Origin of the sequence: Aeromonas sp. Y311-2, from assembly GCF_027706025.1 — a bacterium.
GTDB lineage: Bacteria > Pseudomonadota > Gammaproteobacteria > Enterobacterales > Aeromonadaceae > Aeromonas > Aeromonas veronii.
Map to the genome: position 1 here is coordinate 184,107 of NZ_JAPDCL010000001.1, position 18,425 is coordinate 202,531.

Consider the following 18,425-nt stretch of genomic DNA (forward strand, 5'->3'; position numbering starts at 1 on the left):
TCGGCTTTTTTGATCCCGTTTGTGTCAAGGATGGGAACAGACGGGGCAGTCGGGGCGCTTGGGCAGCTTCATCTCGCGGAAGGTGCCGCTCAGGCCGTCGATCATCAGCAGGCGGCCGCTGTAGTTTTTTCCTGTGCCCGCCAGCAGCTTGATGGCTTCCAGTGCCTGCAGGCTGCCCACCAGACCCACCACAGGGGCGAGCACGCCCGCCTCGACGCAGGTGAGTGCCTGCTCGCCAAACAGGGCGCTGAGGCAGGCGTAGCAGGGCTCATCTTCCTGCCAGGTGAAGCTGCAGAGCTGACCCTCCAGCCGGATGGCGGCGCCGCTGACCAGTGGCACGCCATGCTGGCGTGCCTTTTGGTTGAGCAGGTTGCGAATGGCCAGGTTGTCAGTGCAATCCAATACCAGCTGGTGTTGGGGCAACAGGGTATCGAGCAGCGCCTCGTCGGCCACGGCCGCGTGGGTCTCGACGTTGAGCCAGGGATTGAGCGCGCGCAGCGACTGGGCGGCAGAGTCTACTTTGTAGTGACCGATGCGCTCATCGTTGTGCAGCACCTGACGCTGCAGGTTGGAGAGCTCCACCTTGTCGAAATCGACCAGGGTGAGTCGGCCAACCCCGGCCACCGCCAGATACTGGCTGGCGGCGCAGCCAAGGCCACCGGCACCGATCACCAGCACACGGGCTTGTTTGAGCGCCTCCTGCCCCTCGAAATCGAAGGATTTGAGGATGATCTGGCGGTTGTAGCGCAGCAGTTCGGCGTCGCTGAGGATCTCGCTCACAGCAGCAATCCCCCGAATGGCTCCACGGTTACTGTCTCGCCCACGGCGACGCGGCCCCGTTCCCGTTCAAGAACGATGTAGCAGTTGGCTTGCGACAGGGAGCTGAACACGGCGGAGTCCTGCGAGCCGGTGCTGCGCACCTCGAGGCCGTTTGGCCCCTGACTCAGGATGCCGCGCTGGAAGTCGAGTCGGCCCGGGCTCTTTTTGAGTGGCTCGGCCGCAATGGCTTGCAGCTGGAGCGGGCGCTCGAAGTGCTGGCCCGCCAGCTTGGCCAGCGCCGGTTGCACCAGCTGATCGAAGGTGACCATGGCGGAGACGGGGTTGCCCGGCAGGCCGAAGAACCAGGCGCGGGGCAGACGGCCAAAAGCAAACGGCTTGCCCGGCTTGATGGCCAGCTTCCAGAAGCCAATCTCGCCGAGCTCGTCCAGCAGTTGTTTGGTGAAGTCCGCTTCCCCCACCGAGACGCCGCCGGTGGAGATGAGCACATCGGCCTCTTCATCGGCGCGGATAAAGGCGGCGCGTAGCTGGGCGGGATCGTCCGGGATGATGCCAAGGTCGAGGCAGTTGCAGCCCATGCGCGCCAGCATGGCCCGCACGCCGTATCGGTTGGAGTCATAGATATCGCCGTGGGCAAGCGGGGTACCGACCGGTTTGAGCTCATCGCCAGTGCTGAAGATGGCCACTTTCAGCGGTCGGCGCACCGCGACGGTAGCCACGCCGAGGGAGGCCAGCAGTGGCATCTCTCTTGGGGTGAGGCGAGTGCCGGCTGGCAGCACGCAGGCGCCCTTGCCGATATCGCTGCCGGTGCGGCGGATATTCTGGCCCGGTTCGGGTTGTGCCAGAAAAGTGATCCGATCGCCGTCGGCCTGCGTTTCTTCCTGCATCACCACCGCATCTGTGCCTGCGGGGACCGGGGCGCCTGTCATGATCCGCACGCAGTGGCCAGCGGGCCACTCGCCATGATAGGGCTGACCGGCAAACGCCTTGCCCGCCATGATGAGCGGGGTGCCGCTGGCGAGATCCGCAAGGCGCACGGCATAACCGTCCATGGCGGAGTTGTCGAAGGGGGGCACGGCGAGGGGAGAGGCGATGTCGCTGGCAAGAACCCGGCCAAGGGCCTCTGGCAGGGGCAACTGCTCGCTGTCGCAGCAGCAGGCGAGTTGTTCCAGCATCCCTTGCAGGGCATCGCTTAAGGGGAGTAGTCCGCTGGTATCAAATCCCATCGTCATGACCTCTTTCTATGATTGAAGGCGGGATTATCACAAAAATCCCCGGGGATGGGCAGGTTATCTCAAGGATTCTCGGGGTAATCGGCGCTGAAACGGGGTTAGATGGCCATAAAGTATGAGGTGACGCACAAGTTGACTTGAATCTTGGCGGCAATGGCCGTTTACTATGCCGCCATAACAGATGGCCGTTACATCCCGAGTGGCGACCATTACAGCGATACCGTCGGCCCTGTACGTCGCCATAACATAAGGGGTTGCTCGATGAGCTGCCCTCACAGTCCCTGAGCGTGGGAGAGAAGATAATGACAACCTTAAGTCCGGAAGCCTTGCTGGTCAGGGCTGCCCTCGAAGCCCAGGGACTGGAAACCCCCCTGGTCACCAACGAGCTTAACAGCCAGCAGAAGCGGGAGAAGATCGAAGGCCATATGCGCTCCATCATGGAGACGCTGGGGCTGGATCTGGCCGATGACAGTCTGGCCGAGACGCCGCATCGCATCGCCAAGATGTACGTCAATGAGATCTTCTCCGGCCTCGATTATTCCACCTTCCCCAAGGTGACAGTGATCGAGAACAAGATGCAGGTGGACGAGATGATCATGGTGCGGGACATCAGCCTCACCAGCACCTGCGAGCACCACTTCGTCACCATCGACGGCATGGCTCATGTGGCCTATATCCCTCGAGGCAAGGTGATTGGCCTGTCGAAGATCAACCGCATCGTGCAGTTCTTTGCCCGCCGTCCCCAGGTGCAGGAGCGGCTCACCCAGCAGATCCTGCTGGCGCTGCAGACCCTGCTCGGCACCAAGGATGTGGCCATCAGCATCAAGGCGACCCACTACTGCGTCAAGGCGCGCGGGGTGATGGATTCGACTTCTTACACCACCACCACCTCCCTCGGTGGGGTGTTCAAGACCCAACCCGATACCCGGGCCGAATTTCTGGGCGGCCTGCGCGGATAAGATGGCGGTTATTTTGTAACCGCCTTGCTGAATAAACGAGACGCCAGCAGCCATTGCTGGCGTTTTTCATTGGTTCTGGATCAGAGTGGTGGCCTGCAACGGCTTGGCCCGTGCGGCTTGCCTTATGCAAACGTTATGTATTTTTTCGATTTATTCATCTGAGCAGTATATTTAATCGAGCACGATAAATCCCTCGTTTTCACCTTACAAAAAGTAACCGGACAGACTCTTTCCGAACCATCACAATCCGGTTACTCTAGCGCCCCCTCACGGCTCTCGCTGCCGCTCATGGAATTCAGAGATATTCATCAAGGTTGGATGGTGCGCCACTGAACAGGTGGCCAGATAGTTCATGCCAGGAGGGCGTGAACCGGACGAGTGCTACGAATTTAACGACCACCAGGATATCCCATGAATACCAGTACCATGACCATAGGTAAAAAACTCACCGCCGGCTTTGCCGTGCTCGGTTTGATGGTCGCCTTTATCGGCGGTTTTGCCCTTGTCCAGTTTGGCAACATGAATGATGTTGCCATCCGGTTTACCGACAGCATCTTGCCAGCGGTCAATCGCACCAGCGCGATCGGGGATTCTCTCGGTGAGCTGCGTCGTTATGAGCTGGGTTATTTCGTGGTGGCCGCCGAGCCGCTGAAAAGGGCTGAATATCGGAATATTGCCAGTCAACAGCTTAACTCGATCGCGCAGCAGCTGATTGCCCATGACAAGACGATCTGGCCTGAGGATGTGGCGGAGCGCCGTACCTTCGATACGGTGAAATCTGACTGGGATCGTTACGTCGCCCTGCACCAGCGAGTCAAACAGCTGCAAGACAGCGATCAGCTTGCCGAAGCCCAACGCATCTTCCTTGAGGAGGGGGTTCCCCTTTACACCGCGCTGAGCAAGTCAGTGGCCTCCCTTATCCAGATTAACCATGGTTATGCGTCTGAATCCCGCAGCGATATTGTCGACTCTTATCACTCCGCCAATCTGAGTGTCACCATCGCGCTGGTGCTCGGTTTGATCCTTGTGGTGGTGCTCTCCGTGGTACTGACCCGCCAGATCCGCGACCCGCTGATCATGCTGGCCCGTCAGGCCCAGCGTATTGCCAATGGCGATCTGGGTCAGGGCGAACTGCAGCAGTGGATCCGTGACAGCCGCTTCAACCGTGATGAACTGGGTCAGCTGGGCTCCGCCATCAACCGGATGCAGGGCTCCCTCTCCGATCTGGTGAGTGAGATCGCCGGCTCCGTGAGCCAACTCAGCAGCGCAGTGGAGGAGGTGAGCGCCATCTCCAGCCAGTCTGCCAGCGGCATGGCCATCCAGCAGAACGAAGTATCCCAGGTGGCGACCGCCATGAACGAGATGCAGTCCACCGTCAATGAAGTGGCCCGCAACACCACGGATGCCATGAGCGCCGCCAAGGATGCCTCCCGCACCTCTGCTGCCGGCAGCGAAGTGGTACGCAGCTCCATTGCCAGCATCGAAGAGGTGTCGGTCAAGATTGAACAGGCGGGCACAGTGGTGCAGCAGCTGGAGGCCGATAGCGCCAATATCAGCGTGGTGCTGGATGTGATCCGCGATATCGCCGGTCAGACCAACCTGCTGGCCCTTAACGCTGCCATCGAAGCGGCCCGTGCCGGTGAGCAGGGCCGTGGTTTTGCGGTCGTTGCGGATGAAGTGCGTTCATTGGCCCAGCGTACCCAGGACTCCACCGCCGAGATCAGCAAGATGATCGAGCTGCTGCAGAGCCGCGCCGCCGAGGCGGGCAACGCCATGCAGCTGAGCCGTCACCAGATGCAGGAGAGTGTCGGTCTGGCACGGGATGCCGGTACCAGTATCGAGACCATCAACGGTGCCGTGGTGCGCATCACCGACATGAACACTTTGATCGCCACCGCCACCGAAGAGCAGAACGCGGTGACCGAAGAGCTCAACCGCAGCATCGTCAACATTCACAATGCCGCTGACGAGAATGCCCAGGGCGCTCATCAGATCGCCCAGGCTTGCGTCGAGCTGAGCAAGCTGGCCAACACCCTGCACCATATGACCCAGCGCTTCACCCTCTAAGGGTTGATGCATGGATAACAGAAGGCCCCGCAATTGGCGGGGCCTTGTTGTTTCTGGCGTTGTGGAAGGGCTCAGCTCAGGCCGACTATCTCGCCGTTCTCATCGATATCGATATGGCGATAGGCCGGCAGGCTGCCAAGGCCCGGCATGGTCATGATGGGGCCCGCCAGTGCATAGACGAAGCCGGCACCGGCGCAGAGCTTCACCTCGTCGATGGGCACCTCGAAATCGGTCGGCACGCCCTTGAGAGCGGGGTCATGGCTGATGGAGAGCGGCGTCTTGGCTACGCAGATGGGCAAGTGATCCCACCCTTCGGCGGAGAGTTGCGCCAGCTGCTGGCGCGCTCTGTCGGAGAGCAGCACTCCGCGGCCGCCGTAGCCGCACTCCACCAGGGTAGCCAGCTTGGCGTCGAGGCTCATCTCGTCGGGGTAGAGCAGTTTGACTTTGCTTGGCTGCTCGCAGGCGGTGACCACGGCGCGGGCCAGCTCGCTGGCACCGGCACCACCCTGGGTGAAGGCGTTGGAGATGGCTGCGCCACAGGCACCGGCTTGCTGCGCTTCATGGGCCAGCAGCGCCAGCTCGGCCTCGCTGTCGGTGGGGAAGCGGTTGATGGCGACCACCACCGGCACCCCGTAGCGACGGGCGTTCCGGATATGCCAGGCGAGGTTGGCGCAGCCCTGCTTGAGGGTCGGCAGCTCTTCCCCTTGCAGGCTGGCTGGCAGCGGCTGGCCCGGGCGGATATCGAGCAGGCCGCTGTTGGCCTTGAGGCCGCGCACCGTGGCCACCAGCACCACGCAGGCTGGGGTAATACCGGATTGGCGGCTCTTGATGTTGAAGAACTTCTCCAGCCCCATGTCGGAGCCAAAACCCGCCTCGGTCACCACATAGTCGGTCAGGCCAAGGGCGATGCGATCGGCGATCACCGAGGAGTTGCCGTGGGCGATATTGGCAAAGGGGCCAGCGTGCACCAGCACAGGCGTCTGCTCGGTGGTTTGCATCAGGGTCGGCTGCAGCGCGTCTTTCAGCAGCACCGTCATGGCGCCCGCTACTTCTAGCTGTTCGGCGGTAATGGGCTTGCCGTGGATATCGCGGGCCAGCTGGATGCGGCCGATGCGCTGGCGCAGGTCTTTAAGATCGCTTGCCAGCGCCAGAATGGCCATCAGCTCGGAGGCGGCGGTGATGACGAAGCGATCGTTGCGCTCCACACCATCGGCAGCGCCCCCCCGGCCTATGGTGAGGTGGCGCAGGGCGCGGTCATTCATGTCGAGGGTGCGCGGCCAGAGGATGTTATCGGCATCGATATCGAGCCGCGGCAGGCCTGTTTTGGCGGTGAACTCTGCACCCAGTTTCTGTTCGTGGAACAGGCGGGCATCGAGGGCTGCCGCCGCCAGATTGTGAGCCGCCGTCAGAGCGTGAAAATCGCCGGTAAGGTGGAGGTTCATCTCCTCCATCGGCACCACCTGGGCGTGGCCGCCACCAGCGGCCCCCCCCTTGACCCCGAATACCGGCCCGAGGCTCGGTTGGCGGATGGTTGCGATGCTGGGCTGGCCGATATGGTTGAGCCCCATGGATAGGCCAAGGGTGGTCACCGTTTTCCCTTCACCGAGCGGGGTCGGGGTGATGGCGCTCACCAGTACCAGCTTGCCGCTCTGCTTGGGTTGAGACGTGAGCAGGTCGAGGCTGAGCTTGCCTTTGTAGTGGCCATGAGGGCTGAGCAGGTGCTGGGGGATGGCGAGGCGTTCGGCCAGCGCGTGGATTGAGAGACGGGGGGACTGGCGGGAGATCTCGATATCGCTTAGCATCAGCACCTCGTTGGCATATCGGGGTAAAATATGCGGCGCAGTCTAGTGGAATATAACGGGTAATCCAATGACGAAAACGATTTTATTTGGTGAGGGTGAGGTTCGTCAGAATCCTGTTCTGCTGGATCTCAACGCACTCTATCATCCCCCCAAGCAGCCGATGACGGCGCTGGGGATTGTCAGCGCGCTGGTGCCGTTGTTCGGTTTCGGCTGGCAGGCGATGACCCAGGACCCCGAAACCCAGCTGCGCCACGAGATCCGCAAACGGGTCAACAAGCACAAGACCGACGAGGCAAACCTCATTTTGATCCTGCAGCTGGCCGCCATGTTTGACTGCCCCGAGATTGAAGTGGCGCTCCCCTATGCCCTCAGTGAGCAGCAGTTGTCGGTGATACGCACCCGTTTGCCACGCTGGCAGTTAAGCCTCGAGCAGGAGCGTCTGCTGGCGAAGCTGGTTCCTGCCACGGCCCCTGGCCAGCGCTAGGTTTTAAGCCGGGTCAGCAGGCCGGACAGTCAGGCCGTATCCTCTGCTCTGGCAATCAGGTCGGCGCATCCCACTGTTGCGGAGCGAGATAGCGCTCCTGCACAAACTCGATAAAGCAGCGCACCTTGGCCGAGACGAAGCGGCGGTGCGGATAGACCGCATAAAGTCCCACATCTCCCTTGTCCCACTCTGGCAGCAGGCTGACCAGCTGTCCTGACCGCAGCGCCTCCCCCACGATAAAGGTGGGCTGCAATATGATGCCCTGATCATCACAAGCGGCGCGGGTCAGCGCCACCCCATTGTTGGCCCGCAGCGGCCCCTGTGGCCGGATGCTCTGCTGCTCGCTTCCCCGTTTGAAGTGCCACTCCGGCTGGGTCAGGGTGTAGATCAGACAGTCGTGCTGCTTGAGATCCTCGGGCTTTTCCGGTCTGCCCTTGCGCGCCAGATAGGCGGGGCTGGCGCAAAGCTCGACCCGAATGGTGGCCAGTTGGCGCGCCACCAGCGAGGAGTCGCTGAGGTGGCCGATCCGCAGCGCCAGATCGAACCCCTCTTCCACCAGCGCTACCCGCCGGTCGCTGTACTCGATATCGAGCTTTAGATCGGGAAAGCGCTGGCGAAACAGCGGCAGGGCGGGGGAGAGGTGCAGATAGCCAAAATCCATCGGCACCGAGAGCTTGAGGGTGCCGTTCGGCTGCTGGTTGTGGTGGGTCAGCTGGCTGTGGGTCTCTTCCAGCTCTGCCAGCAGGGCGAGGGAGCGCTGGTAGTAGAACTGGCCCGCTTCGGTGGGATTGACCTGACGGGTGGTGCGCGACAGCAGCCGGGTGGCGAGGGACTCCTCCAGCTGCTGTATCAGTTTGGAGGCCATGGCGACCGAGATGCCGAGCTGGTTGGCGGCCTTGGTAAAGCTCTGGCACTCCACCACCTTGATAAAGGTGCGCATGGCAGCGATCTGGTCCATTTTCCATCCTCAGTAAATAATGAATTTAATAAATCACTGATTATTCATCTTCAGAACGAGGTTAGCATTTTAACCACTGATGTGAACCCCAAGATGAAGGAACGAACGGATGAAAATGACCAAGGCTCTGCTGGCCTCCTGCCTGTTTATGGCTACCCCTCTGATGGCGGCGGATTACGATGTGGATGCGGCGCACACCACAGTGCAGTTCAAGGTGGGTCACCTGGGCTTCTCCGAGCTGGTGGGTCGCTTCAACACCTTCAGCGGCACCTTCAGCATGGATGACGCCAACCCGGCGGCCGCCAAGGCGAGCTTTGAAGTGGATGCCGCCAGCGTCGACTCCAATCACGAGGCCCGCGACAAGCACCTGCGCAGCCCGGACTTCCTCGACGTGAAGCAGTATCCCAAGATGACCTTCGTCAGCTCCGCTTACGAGGGCACCAAGGATAAAGGCGTGCTGAAAGGGACCCTGACTCTGCACGGCGTCTCCAAGGAAGTGGCCTTCGATCTGGTCAAGATCGGTGAGGGCAAGGATCCCTGGGGCGGCTACCGCAGCGGCTTCAACGCCTCCACCACCATCAAACGCAGTGACTTTGGCGTGAGCTACATGCTGCCCGGCATTCCGGACGAGATGAACATCAACCTGTTTGTCGAAGGCGTGCGCAAGTAATGGGCGCGGAACTTCTGCTGCAAACCCTGGCGGCTCCTCTGGGAGCCGCTTTGCTATCGTGGCGCTGGCCGCGACTGGGGTATCTGTGGGGCGCGCTGGCGCTCTGGCTGGTGGGATCCTGGCTCGGTGGACTCTATGGCATACCGGAAAAGGCGTGGCAGTGGCTGCCGCTGACCCTGCTGGCCCCCGCCATTGCGGCTCAGGTGAACAATCTGCGCGGTTCACTGCTGCTCTTTGCGGTGTTCAGTGCGCTGGTGTGGTGGCAGGGATTGGCCTCGGTACTGGCGAGCGAACCCGGGATCTGGCTGGCACTGCTGCCCGCTATCCTCTGGTTTGGCTGGAGCACCTTGCGCTGTGATAGCCGCGAGGGGCTCGGGTTTGCCCTCGGTTTTATCTGGCTGGCGCTGGTGATCGGCATCGATGGCAGTCTGCTGATTGCCCAGCTGGCCGGTGCGCTGGCCGCTTTCGCCGGTTTTCGCGCCCTGCTTGCCACCTTTGTTGGCACCAAGGTAGCACCCGCCGGTCTGGCGCTGGCCCTCGCCTTCGTCCAGATGCTCGCCTGGCAATATGTGGAGGTGCTGCTGGTGGTGTTGCTGCCGGTCTGGTTGCTGCCGCTGCTGGAGTGGGTGTTGCGTGACAAACCCTGGCCAGTGCGTTGGGGTGGGCTGATCTTGCTCGCAGCGGCGGGAACCGGGCTCAGCCTGTGGTGGGTGTGGCCTGCTGCTTCTTTGTACTGATTTTTGCATGAAAAACAGGCAATTACAGTCATTTTTGCATACTCGCTCATACTCTTGGCAGATAATGATTGAGCCCCATATGTGTTTCAGATAAAAAGGATTTTCATTTTATTTGGACACACACAGAACCCGGCCGCGCCGGGTTCTGTTTGCCTGCTTTGCGGCACATAAGGAGGCCACAGTTGCGCAGTCAAGGATCTGAGCATCTGTTTTTTCGCCATTTCACCGGACAGGGACGTATCGACGGTCTCTGCATTCTGCTGGTCACTCACCTACTTCCCGATCGCCCCCGTTTTATCGACGCTCTCGGTCAGATTGGACGGATTGGCGCCATTTTGCCCAAACCGAAATCGGTACATGGCCCGACCCTGGAGTGGGTATCCCAGCACTATCCGGTGCTGCCCCTCAACCGGCGCTGGACCAATGAACCCGACAGCATCATCCAGCAGATTGCGCCGCTGGTGGCCCCCCACGAGCGGTTGCTGATCCTCGATATAGGCGGTTACTTCGCCAAAACCCAGGTGATCTTGAGCGAATACTTCGGCCCCCGTTTCCTAGGGGTGGTGGAGATGACCGAGAACGGCCACCAGCGCTATGAGCAGGAGGTGCTGGCGACCCCGGTGGTGTCGGTGGCACGCAGTCCCCTCAAGCAGGCCGAGGATATCCAGATTGGTTTGAGCGTGGTCTACTCCGCGGAGTCGCTGGCCCGTAACCTCAACCGTACTTTCAACGTCTGCGAAGCCGTGCTGTTTGGCTATGGCAAGGTGGGGCGCAGCATCGCCCGCGACCTGCGCTGTCGCAACCTCCATCTCGGGCTGGTGGAGACCGATGTGCTGCGACAGGTCGAAGCGCTCTCTCACGGTTTTCGCCTGATCACCAAGGCCGAGGCGTTGAGCCGTGCCGAGCTGGTGATCTGCTCTACCGGCAACGGCTCGCTGGACTTGGTGGATCTGCAGGCGCTGCGCCCCGGCACCATGGTGGCCTCGGTCACCTCGGCTGACGACGAGTTCGCCTTCTCGCTGGCCCAGTTGCCGTGGCCGAGCGAAGAGGTGTGCCCCCATGTGCTGGCCCTCAACCGGCCGGATGGTACCCAGATCTACCTGCTCAACCGGGGCGAGGCGGTCAACTTCGTCCATGGCGCCGTGATTGGTGAATATGTCTATCTGGTGCTGGCGGAGATCATGGAAGGGATCCGGATGCTGGCGGCAGGCCCTCTTGCACCCGGCCTGTTCGAGCTGCCAGAATCGGCGATGCGTACCATTGCCCGCCATTGGCTGGCCGATTTTCATGGGGTTGAGCAGCACTGATTTGACCAAACCGGGATCGGCCATTGGGCGGCAGTACGCCACTTCCCGCCATTGTCGCTTTTTTATGGAGTCACTCATGACCGAGTCTGAAACCCTGATCAGCAAACCCCGCATCGAAATCCGCTACTGCACCCTCTGTCGCTGGATGCTGCGCGCCGCCTGGCTGGCGCAGGAGCTGCTTTCCACCTTTGACAGCGATCTGGGGGAGGTGGCGCTGGTGCCGGCCAGCAAGGGGGAGTTCCGCATTCTGGTGAACGGGGTGCAGGTGTGGGATCGGGTGGTCGATGACGGCTTCCCCGAGGCCAAGGAGATCAAGCAGCGGGTGCGTGACGTCATCGCCCCTGAGCGTGATCTCGGCCACTCGGATCGCAAGGCGGCCGAGTAACGCCAGATGGGCCGAGCGCCTCGAAAAGGTGCTGAGCATGAGAGCGAAAGGAGAGGGAGGCGATGGCCTCTCTCTCCTTTTTTGCATTTGGCTGTTTGCCTGGCGCCTGCAGGGCTATGAGCGCGGCTCGGCCAGATGGCTGCCGATATAGCGGGCCCGCTTGTGGGACTTGATGCGGCTCACATCGACCCACACCAGCCCGTCGATGCAGTGGTTGAAGTCGGGGTCGATGCCAAAATCCATAAACTGCACCCCGCTCGGCTCGCACAGCTCGGAATACTGCTTGTAGAGGGTGGGGATGGCGCAGCCCAGATTGTCGAGACGGGCCTTGAGTGCTTTGAGATCGGCGCCGTAATCCACCCCCTCGAACAGAGGTTGCGTCTCGGGGTAGGGACGGCGGGAGGGGGCCAGCGCCAGTTCGGGGGCAAAGTGCTGGCGGTAGAAGCTCACCAGCAGATCCTTGGCCGCCGGCGGCAGGCTGCCGGAGAGCGACACCGGGCCAAACAGGTAGCGGTAGCGGGGATAGCGGGCCAGATAGGCACCGATGCCGAACCAGAGATAATCGAGCCCCCGCTTGCCCCAGTAGGCGGGCTGGATAAAGCTGCGGCCAAGCTCGATGGCCTGCTCCAGCCGGGGCAGCAGCTTATCCTCAAAGCCGAACAGGGTGTGGCTGTAGAGGCCATCCTTCCCTTTGCTGGCCAGCAGCTCGGCCACCGGGGCGAACCGGTAGGCGCCGATAATGTCGAGCTGGGCCGGATCCCAGAGGATCAGGTGGTGATAGTCGTTGTCAAAGCCATCGAGATCCCGCCTTTTGCCGGATCCTTCCCCCACTGCGCGAAAGGCGATCTCCCGCAGTCGCCCCAGCTCGCGCAGGATCACCGAGTGGCTCAGTTCGTGGCGGCGGTAGAGGTAGATCCCCTGACCATCCGGGGTGGTGCCGAGCTGTTCGCAGCTTTCGATGGCTTGTTTGAGCTGGCGGCGATCCTCCGGCAGGGCGATGGGGGCCTCGGTCTGCAGGCGCCCCGCCTTGCCACGGCCAATCCGGTAGAGGTGGTTGCGCACCAGCCGCGCCGCCGTCTTGGCTGGCAGCTCCTGAAAACTGCCGAGCGGAATGCGTGCCCCTATGGTCACCGGCAGGGTTTGCCCCTGCTGGCGAAACAGCTGACGCACCAGCAACAGGGCGGAGGCGGGCTTGTTGAGCCAGGAGGCGAGATAGAACCAGAGGCTGTTGCGCCCCCCCAGATGGATGGGCACCAGCGGGGTGCGTGTGCGCTGGGCCAGCTTGATAAAGCCTGCCTGCCAGGGGCCGTCTTTCACCCCCTTGAGGCCAAGCCGCGAGACTTCACCAGCGGGGAAGATCACCAGCGCCCCTTCATGGGCGAGGTGTTCGTTCATGGCGAGGATGGCTTGCCGATCGGTCTTGCCCTCCATATTGTCCACCGGCAATAGCAGAGGGCGCAGCGGCGCGAGCTGGGCCAGCAGCTGGTTGGCGACGATCTTCACATCGGGGCGGATGCGACCGAGCAGTTGCAGCAGCGCCAGTCCGTCCAGCGAGCCGATGGGGTGGTTGGCAACAAGAATGACCCGGCCGCTGGCTGGAATATGCTCCAGTTGCGCCTCGCTGACCCGATAGTCGAAATCGAGCTGGGTCAGCGCCTGCTCGACAAAGTCGAGGCCGCGCAGGTGCGGGTAGCGGGCGGCAAAGTCGGCAAAGGCACGTTCGTTGAGCAGCCAGCCCAGCAGCCGCTTTAACAGCGGGGTGAGCAGGGGGTAGCCAAGCAGGCGGGGGAAGTGCTGGGTCAGCAGGGTATCGATAGTGAACATCTGGGGGGCTCCGGCGATCCGTTGCTCCCAGCATGATGTGGCACTGTTCCCGCGACATGTCAGCGGGATGACAGTTTGATGGCAGCGGCAGCCAGTAGCTCCTGAGCGACCCTCCCCCGGTTTCCCTTTCCTGATGGGTGATGGCCAGATAGCAAGGGGGGTGCCGGTAAACCGGCTCCCCCCTTGGTTGTCATGGTAATCGATTAACCGCGCCAGGCTGCGGTGAGGCGCACCAGCTCCACCAGGGTGGCGACCGATTTCTCCATGGATTGCAGCGGGATGAACTCGTGCTTGCCGTGGAAGTTGTGGCCACCGGTGAAGAGGTTGGGGCAGGGCAGGCCCATAAAGGAGAGGCGGGCGCCATCGGTACCGCCGCGAATGGGCTTGATTTTCGGCACCACGTCGGCGGCTTCCATGGCGGCCTTGGCCAGCTCGACGATATGCATGTGCGGCTCGATCTGGCTGCGCATGTTGCGATAGCTGTCGGTCAGGGTCAGCTCGATGCGGGCCTTCGGATACTCGGCCTGCAGGGCGGCCACCCGGCTCTGCATCTCGGCCTTGCGTGCGGCGAAGTGCTCGTCGTCGAAGTCACGGATGATGTAGTGCAGGGTGCTCTCCTCCACGGTGCCGCTCATCTGGGCCAGATGGAAGAAGCCCTCATACCCTTCGGTGCACTCCGGGGTCTGCTCGGTAGGCATGGCGGCGTGGAAGCGGGCGGCCAGGGTCTGGCTGTTGATCATGCTCCCCTTGGCGGTGCCGGGGTGGACGTTATTGCCGATAAAACGCACCGTGGCGCTGGCGGCGTTGAAGTTTTCATACTCCAGCTCGCCCAGTTCGCCGCCATCCACGGTATAGGCCCACTTGGCCGGGAATCTCTCCAGCGGGAACAGGTTGGCGCCACGGCCAATCTCTTCATCCGGGGTAAAGCCGACCCAGATATCGCCGCGGGGGATCTCGGGGTGGGCCTGCAGGTGGTCGATGGCAGTGAGGATCTCGGCGATACCCGCCTTGTCGTCGGCGCCAAGCAAGGTGGTGCCGTCGGTGGTGATGAGATCCTGACCCAGGTAGTTTTTCAGGAAGCGGTAGTCACGGATGGCGAGCACCTCGTCACCCTTGCCAAGGCAGATGTCGCCGCCCTGATAGTTTTCGATGATTTGCGGTACTACGTGCTCCGCCTCGTAGTCGGCGGTGTCCATGTGGGCAATCAGGCCGATGGCGGGTGCGTCCGGCTGGTTGCCCGGCAGGCAGCCGGTGAGGTAGCCGTGCTCATCCAGGGTGACCTGGCTCAGCCCCAGCGCCTTCATCTCTTCTTGCAGGGCACGGGCAAAGATCAGCTGGCCTTCGCTGCTGGGGCAGGCTGGATTGGTCTCATCGGAGCGGGTATGAAAAGTTACGTAACGCAGAAAACGCTCAAGCAGGGTATCCATTAGTCAGCCTCTAACCGATTGTGAGCGGTCATTGTGGCCAATCCGTGCGGGGCACTCATTGCGTCAGCGCAGGTTTTTCCCATTTTTTGACGCAAGGGAAGAGCGGCGAATGTGCGGCGTGCGGGGCAACGTCCGGGAGGGAGATCGCATAAATGTGGCATTTATTGCGATATTTAGGCGCTGGCGGTGGCGACCAAATTCCCCTCAGCGACCGCACAGCAAGGCGTCAGCCCAATCATGGCGTTTTCACACACTTTTCAAGGGGAAACCGGGCTGTCGCATAACCTGCGCCATCCCAGAGCCTGCCTGCCCGCCAGCAAGATTTGATCGACTTATTAAAAGGGGATTTTGAACACTATTTTTTATTGTCACTGCCCGCGGTAAGTGTGTACACTCCGCGCCGATCCAAGGGCAACCCTGAAGCAGGCAGAGCCGCCAGAAACCCGACCGATCATACGCCTATAGGGCGAGGCACGCAGAAACGACAGACACTGCTGGGGAATGGTTTCTTTAATACCGGTTAGGCTCCGGTATCAGGGAGAACAACAGACTCTCATCCTTCATTTGACCGAGTGGGCCACCGGCTCATCATCTTCCCTTGTCATGGGCGGTCACTGGAGGTGAGGTGGGCTGTGGTTGTTGTCGTCTATCAACACGCATGCGTGCTGGCGCCTTCGCTTCTCTTCCTTGGAACCCTCTCCTTCTGTCGGGATCGCTGCCGAATGATGAACTGACGGCGTGGCTGATGTCGTCTGTCATCAAAGTACCGCGGCGCTACGGCATAGTGGCACCGCATACCGTTGAGCTTGATGTAAAGCCACCAGCCCCACATCAAGACTCGTTACTTCCCCAAGATCCACCAGGCAGCCTCTGGCTTGCCGCGATGTGCAAAGGATTGGTTTGGGTGGCTGCGTCTCGTGATGGCAGCGCTCGCCGTACTCTGCACTAGATGGTCTGGATGTGATTGAGGGTAACGAAGGCGACTTTGGGTCGCTCATTTGCGAGGCATAGCCCATGACTAACTGGTCCAGCAAGGACTCCTTGAAGGTCTACAACGTTCCCTACTGGGGTGCGGGTTTTTTCAATATCAATGACGCCGGTCATGTGACCGTCGCCCCCGACAAATCACGCCCTGACGCGCATATTGTGCTCTCTGACGCCATAGAACAGTTGCGTCAGTCCGGGCTGACCACCCCCGTGTTGCTGCGCTTCCCCGACATTCTCAAGAGTCGGGTCGATGCGCTGTTCAACGCCTTTGGTCAGGCCATCGAGAAGTCAGGCTATGAAGGGGACTACCTCTGCGTTTATCCGATCAAGGTAAACCAGCAGCGTCGTGTCATCGAGACCATCAGCCAGTCCTACAGCGACAAGCCCCGGCTTGGCCTGGAAGCTGGTTCCAAACCGGAACTGCTGGCCGTGCTGTCCCATCACCATGAGCAAGGCTCGGTGATCGTCTGCAACGGTTACAAAGACCGCGAATATATCCGCCACGCCCTCTTGGGCAACCTGATGGGCCACAAGGTCTACATCGTGGTGGAGAAGCCCTCCGAACTGGAAATGGTGCTGGACGAGTCAGCTCGTCTCAACATCAAGCCCAACATCGGGGTGCGTGCCAAGCTCGCTTCCACCGGCTCCGGCATGTGGGAATCGAGTGGCGGCTCCATGTCCAAATTTGGTCTCTCCGCCTCCCAGATCCTGGCGCTGATCGAACGTCTGCGCGGGCTGGGCAAGCTGGATTGCCTGCAGTTGCTGCACTTCCATCTGGGCTCCCAGATCGCCAATATCCGCGACATTCAGGGCGGCATCCGCGAGTGCGGCCGTTTCTACGCTGAACTGCGTCGCCTCGGTGCCAACATCGAAGTCGTGGACGTCGGTGGTGGCCTGGGCGTGGACTACGAGGGAACCCGTTCCCAGAGCCACTGCTCCGCCAACTACAGCCTCTCCGAGTACGCCAATAACGTGGTATGGGGCATCGGTGATGTCTGCCGCGAGTTCGATCTGCCGCACCCGACCATCATCAGCGAGTCCGGCCGTGCCCTGACCGCCCACCACGCCGTGCTGGTCACCAATATCATTGGTGCCGAAGGGGTGGAGATGAACGACATCAGCGCGCCGGACGAAGATGCACCGACCATTCTGCAGAACATGTGGAAAGGCTGGCTGGATCTGCGCAGCGAAGATCCCTCCCTGCTGGAGATCTTCCATGACTCGGTGGCAGATCTGGGTGACGTGAATACCCAGTACACCATGGGCCTCTTGAACCTTGAACAGCGTGCCTGGGCCGAGATGCTGCACCAGAACACCTGTCTGGCACTCAAAGAGATGCTCAACCCGGTCAACCGCAACCACCGTGCGCTGGCTGACGAGCTGAGTGAAAAGCTGGCGGACAAGTGCTTTGCCAACTTCTCCCTGTTCCAGTCTCTGCCGGATGCCTGGGGTATCGGTCAGGTATTCCCGGTGATGCCGCTCTCCGGTCTCGAGCGTCCGCTCAGCCGTCGCGGCATCCTGATGGATATCACCTGTGACTCCGACGGTCAGGTCGAGCACTATGTTGACGGTCTGGGGGTCGAGAGCACCCTGCCGATGCCGGTTTATGGCGAAAACGAAGAGTGCCACGTCGGCTTCTTCCTGGTCGGTGCCTATCAGGAGATCCTCGGCGATCTGCACAACCTGTTTGGTGACACCCACTGCGCGGAAGTGTGGCTGGACGAAGAGGGCAAGATGGACATTCGCAACGTGGTGCGCGGCGACACCGTCGACCAGCTGCTGCGTTACGTCAACATCGACCCGTCCGTGATCCGCGAAAACTACCAGCGGATCGCCGCTCACCCGGCGCTGGACGATGCCACTCGCAAAGCCCTGCTCGACGAGCTGGAGCTGGGCCTGCAAGGCTACGCCTATCTGGAAGACGAATAAGCCTTTTGGCTTGCCCCTTGCTTTGGCGGGGAGATGAAAAAATGGCGCCTGCGGGCGCCGTTTTTGTTACCGGGGGCCATCCGGCGATATGGCGGGGCTCTCGGCCCATCTTCATTCGGATAACCGATGCTGGCTCAAGGCATCCGCAGGCCACAGATCTGGCAGATATCTGTCCCTTTCAGCTGTTTCCCTTGATCTGCATCAAGCGTGAACCTCGGTGGTTATTTTACGGTCAGGAGTGATGTTGATGGAATGTAACAAAAGGATGTGCATATGGAACTGAAAAGGGACCCGAGATGCTATACCGACGTCTGTATCGACGGTAAGTGGTATCACTACGACCACTGCAGCACCAACGTCTACATGCTGATGGGAGGCGCTGCGCCGAGCCTTCAGCTGGCCTATGAGCCGAGCAGCGAAGAGGAACTGATCGAGATGCTCCAGCAGCTGGGGCGCTTCTGACTTACCGAATTGATGTCTTGCCATATGGCCATCGGGCGCGTTGCCACGATGGCCACCACTCTTTACCGCTGCACCTAATCTAGGCGGGTTTTATTACCGAATAACCCCTTGCCAATCTCCAGCATGGCGACGGCTGCGGCATAGGTGCTATCGGACTTGCCTATCTCATCCGCTATATAGAGAAAATTGGATTGGAACTTCTCGACGGCCTCTCGCGGGCTGGTTGCGTCAATAAAGTCCTCCTCCACCTCGAATCCTTGGGTCAGCAGGGCCGCCTTTTCACTCAGAAAAGTCGGTGATGCCATGTCGATAAAGGTGTATTGCTGCCGATTGGACGCCGGAATGGTAAAAAACTGGTATCTGGCCATGGGTAAATCCTCGCTTGAAGCGGGTGATAAATGACGTGACGCTGGGTTTA

The 18,425-nt window shown here is 60.9% G+C and carries 16 protein-coding genes; 9 read left to right on the forward strand and 7 right to left on the reverse strand.

Annotation, left to right across the window (positions count from 1 at the left end; genetic code table 11):
- Positions 1 to 24: 24 nt before the first annotated feature.
- Together moeB and moeA are read right to left on the reverse strand one after the other, a co-directional pair.
- Positions 25 to 780: a molybdopterin-synthase adenylyltransferase MoeB gene (gene moeB / locus OKC42_RS00845; protein ID WP_139407105.1), complete on the reverse strand. Its 756-nt coding sequence runs from the start codon at positions 778 to 780 to the stop codon at positions 25 to 27.
- On the reverse strand, positions 777 to 2,003 hold the full coding sequence (gene moeA, locus OKC42_RS00850; protein WP_270819006.1) for a molybdopterin molybdotransferase MoeA: 1,227 nt from the start codon (positions 2,001 to 2,003) through the stop codon (positions 777 to 779). Before moeA ends, moeB begins: the two co-directional genes overlap by 4 nt.
- A 308-nt stretch (positions 2,004 to 2,311) precedes the next feature.
- On the opposite strand from moeA, the gene folE reads away from it, so the two are divergent.
- Together folE and OKC42_RS00860 are read left to right on the forward strand one after the other, a co-directional pair.
- The gene (folE, locus tag OKC42_RS00855) at positions 2,312 to 2,968 is read left to right on the forward strand and encodes a GTP cyclohydrolase I FolE (RefSeq protein ID WP_042054628.1); all 657 of its coding nucleotides are present in this window, start codon (positions 2,312 to 2,314) and stop codon (positions 2,966 to 2,968) included.
- 411 nt (positions 2,969 to 3,379) lie between these two features.
- Positions 3,380 to 5,035, forward strand: a complete 1,656-nt coding sequence (locus OKC42_RS00860) for a methyl-accepting chemotaxis protein (protein ID WP_266134509.1) — start codon at positions 3,380 to 3,382, stop codon at positions 5,033 to 5,035.
- Between the two features lie 71 nt (positions 5,036 to 5,106).
- On the opposite strand, the gene OKC42_RS00865 is transcribed toward OKC42_RS00860, so the two are convergent.
- Positions 5,107 to 6,837 carry a formate--tetrahydrofolate ligase gene (locus tag OKC42_RS00865; RefSeq protein ID WP_270818941.1) on the reverse strand — a complete coding sequence of 577 codons (1,731 nt, stop codon included), beginning with the start codon at positions 6,835 to 6,837 and terminating at the stop codon, positions 5,107 to 5,109.
- 67 nt (positions 6,838 to 6,904) lie between these two features.
- Between OKC42_RS00865 and OKC42_RS00870 the strand changes: the two genes are divergently transcribed.
- Positions 6,905 to 7,321: a hypothetical protein gene (locus OKC42_RS00870; protein ID WP_270818943.1), complete on the forward strand. Its 417-nt coding sequence runs from the start codon at positions 6,905 to 6,907 to the stop codon at positions 7,319 to 7,321.
- Positions 7,322 to 7,376: 55 nt separating this feature from the next.
- Here the strand turns inward: OKC42_RS00870 and OKC42_RS00875 are convergent, their stop codons facing one another.
- The gene (locus OKC42_RS00875) at positions 7,377 to 8,279 is read right to left on the reverse strand and encodes a LysR family transcriptional regulator (RefSeq protein WP_270818944.1); all 903 of its coding nucleotides are present in this window, start codon (positions 8,277 to 8,279) and stop codon (positions 7,377 to 7,379) included.
- A gap of 109 nt (positions 8,280 to 8,388) precedes the next feature.
- Between OKC42_RS00875 and OKC42_RS00880 the strand changes: the two genes are divergently transcribed.
- From OKC42_RS00880 to OKC42_RS00895, 4 genes are all read left to right on the forward strand, one after another.
- A complete protein-coding gene (locus OKC42_RS00880; protein WP_005334411.1) occupies positions 8,389 to 8,949 on the forward strand; it encodes a YceI family protein in 561 nt (186 codons plus the stop codon).
- Positions 8,949 to 9,686 (forward strand): hypothetical protein, encoded by a 738-nt coding sequence (locus OKC42_RS00885; RefSeq protein ID WP_270818945.1) that lies wholly within the window; start codon positions 8,949 to 8,951, stop codon positions 9,684 to 9,686. Before OKC42_RS00880 ends, OKC42_RS00885 begins: the two co-directional genes overlap by 1 nt.
- Before the next feature lie 182 nt (positions 9,687 to 9,868).
- Positions 9,869 to 10,993, forward strand: coding sequence for an adenosylhomocysteinase (locus OKC42_RS00890; protein ID WP_270818946.1), 1,125 nt, complete (start codon positions 9,869 to 9,871; stop codon positions 10,991 to 10,993).
- Between the two features lie 76 nt (positions 10,994 to 11,069).
- The gene (locus tag OKC42_RS00895; RefSeq protein WP_005344153.1) at positions 11,070 to 11,378 is read left to right on the forward strand and encodes a SelT/SelW/SelH family protein; all 309 of its coding nucleotides are present in this window, start codon (positions 11,070 to 11,072) and stop codon (positions 11,376 to 11,378) included.
- Positions 11,379 to 11,492: 114 nt separating this feature from the next.
- Here the strand turns inward: OKC42_RS00895 and OKC42_RS00900 are convergent, their stop codons facing one another.
- Both OKC42_RS00900 and pepT read right to left on the reverse strand, forming a co-directional pair.
- Positions 11,493 to 13,202: a lysophospholipid acyltransferase family protein gene (locus tag OKC42_RS00900; protein WP_270818949.1), complete on the reverse strand. Its 1,710-nt coding sequence runs from the start codon at positions 13,200 to 13,202 to the stop codon at positions 11,493 to 11,495.
- A 203-nt stretch (positions 13,203 to 13,405) separates the two neighbouring features.
- Entirely contained in the window at positions 13,406 to 14,629 is a 1,224-nt protein-coding gene (gene pepT, locus OKC42_RS00905; protein ID WP_263716776.1) for a peptidase T, read from the reverse strand.
- 1,014 nt (positions 14,630 to 15,643) lie between these two features.
- Between pepT and speA the strand changes: the two genes are divergently transcribed.
- Positions 15,644 to 17,545 (forward strand): biosynthetic arginine decarboxylase, encoded by a 1,902-nt coding sequence (gene speA / locus OKC42_RS00910; protein ID WP_224969739.1) that lies wholly within the window; start codon positions 15,644 to 15,646, stop codon positions 17,543 to 17,545.
- Positions 17,546 to 17,818: 273 nt separating this feature from the next.
- Complete coding sequence (locus tag OKC42_RS00915; RefSeq protein WP_005334402.1) at positions 17,819 to 18,007, forward strand: hypothetical protein; 189 nt, start codon at positions 17,819 to 17,821, stop codon at positions 18,005 to 18,007.
- Between the two features lie 74 nt (positions 18,008 to 18,081).
- Here OKC42_RS00915 and OKC42_RS00920 read toward each other — a convergent pair whose 3' ends face one another.
- Entirely contained in the window at positions 18,082 to 18,375 is a 294-nt protein-coding gene (locus OKC42_RS00920) for a hypothetical protein (protein WP_270818951.1), read from the reverse strand.
- Between the last annotated feature and the right edge of the window lie 50 nt (positions 18,376 to 18,425).

Excerpts from the sequence above, each read along its gene's own strand:
- folE (WP_042054628.1), top strand. The coding sequence starts at position 2,312 with ATGACAACCTTAAGTCCGGAAGCCTTGCTGGTCAGGGCTGCCCTCGAA.
- pepT (WP_263716776.1), bottom strand. The coding sequence starts at position 14,629 with ATGGATACCCTGCTTGAGCGTTTTCTGCGTTACGTAACTTTTCATACC.
- OKC42_RS00920 (WP_270818951.1), bottom strand. The coding sequence starts at position 18,375 with ATGGCCAGATACCAGTTTTTTACCATTCCGGCGTCCAATCGGCAGCAA.
- OKC42_RS00875 (WP_270818944.1), bottom strand. The coding sequence starts at position 8,279 with ATGGACCAGATCGCTGCCATGCGCACCTTTATCAAGGTGGTGGAGTGC.
- OKC42_RS00900 (WP_270818949.1), bottom strand. The coding sequence starts at position 13,202 with ATGTTCACTATCGATACCCTGCTGACCCAGCACTTCCCCCGCCTGCTT.
- OKC42_RS00895 (WP_005344153.1), top strand. The coding sequence starts at position 11,070 with ATGACCGAGTCTGAAACCCTGATCAGCAAACCCCGCATCGAAATCCGC.
- OKC42_RS00885 (WP_270818945.1), top strand. The coding sequence starts at position 8,949 with ATGGGCGCGGAACTTCTGCTGCAAACCCTGGCGGCTCCTCTGGGAGCC.
- speA (WP_224969739.1), top strand. The coding sequence starts at position 15,644 with ATGACTAACTGGTCCAGCAAGGACTCCTTGAAGGTCTACAACGTTCCC.
- OKC42_RS00865 (WP_270818941.1), bottom strand. The coding sequence starts at position 6,837 with ATGCTAAGCGATATCGAGATCTCCCGCCAGTCCCCCCGTCTCTCAATC.
- moeA (WP_270819006.1), bottom strand. The coding sequence starts at position 2,003 with ATGGGATTTGATACCAGCGGACTACTCCCCTTAAGCGATGCCCTGCAA.
- OKC42_RS00915 (WP_005334402.1), top strand. The coding sequence starts at position 17,819 with ATGGAACTGAAAAGGGACCCGAGATGCTATACCGACGTCTGTATCGAC.
- OKC42_RS00860 (WP_266134509.1), top strand. The coding sequence starts at position 3,380 with ATGAATACCAGTACCATGACCATAGGTAAAAAACTCACCGCCGGCTTT.
- OKC42_RS00880 (WP_005334411.1), top strand. The coding sequence starts at position 8,389 with ATGAAAATGACCAAGGCTCTGCTGGCCTCCTGCCTGTTTATGGCTACC.
- OKC42_RS00870 (WP_270818943.1), top strand. The coding sequence starts at position 6,905 with ATGACGAAAACGATTTTATTTGGTGAGGGTGAGGTTCGTCAGAATCCT.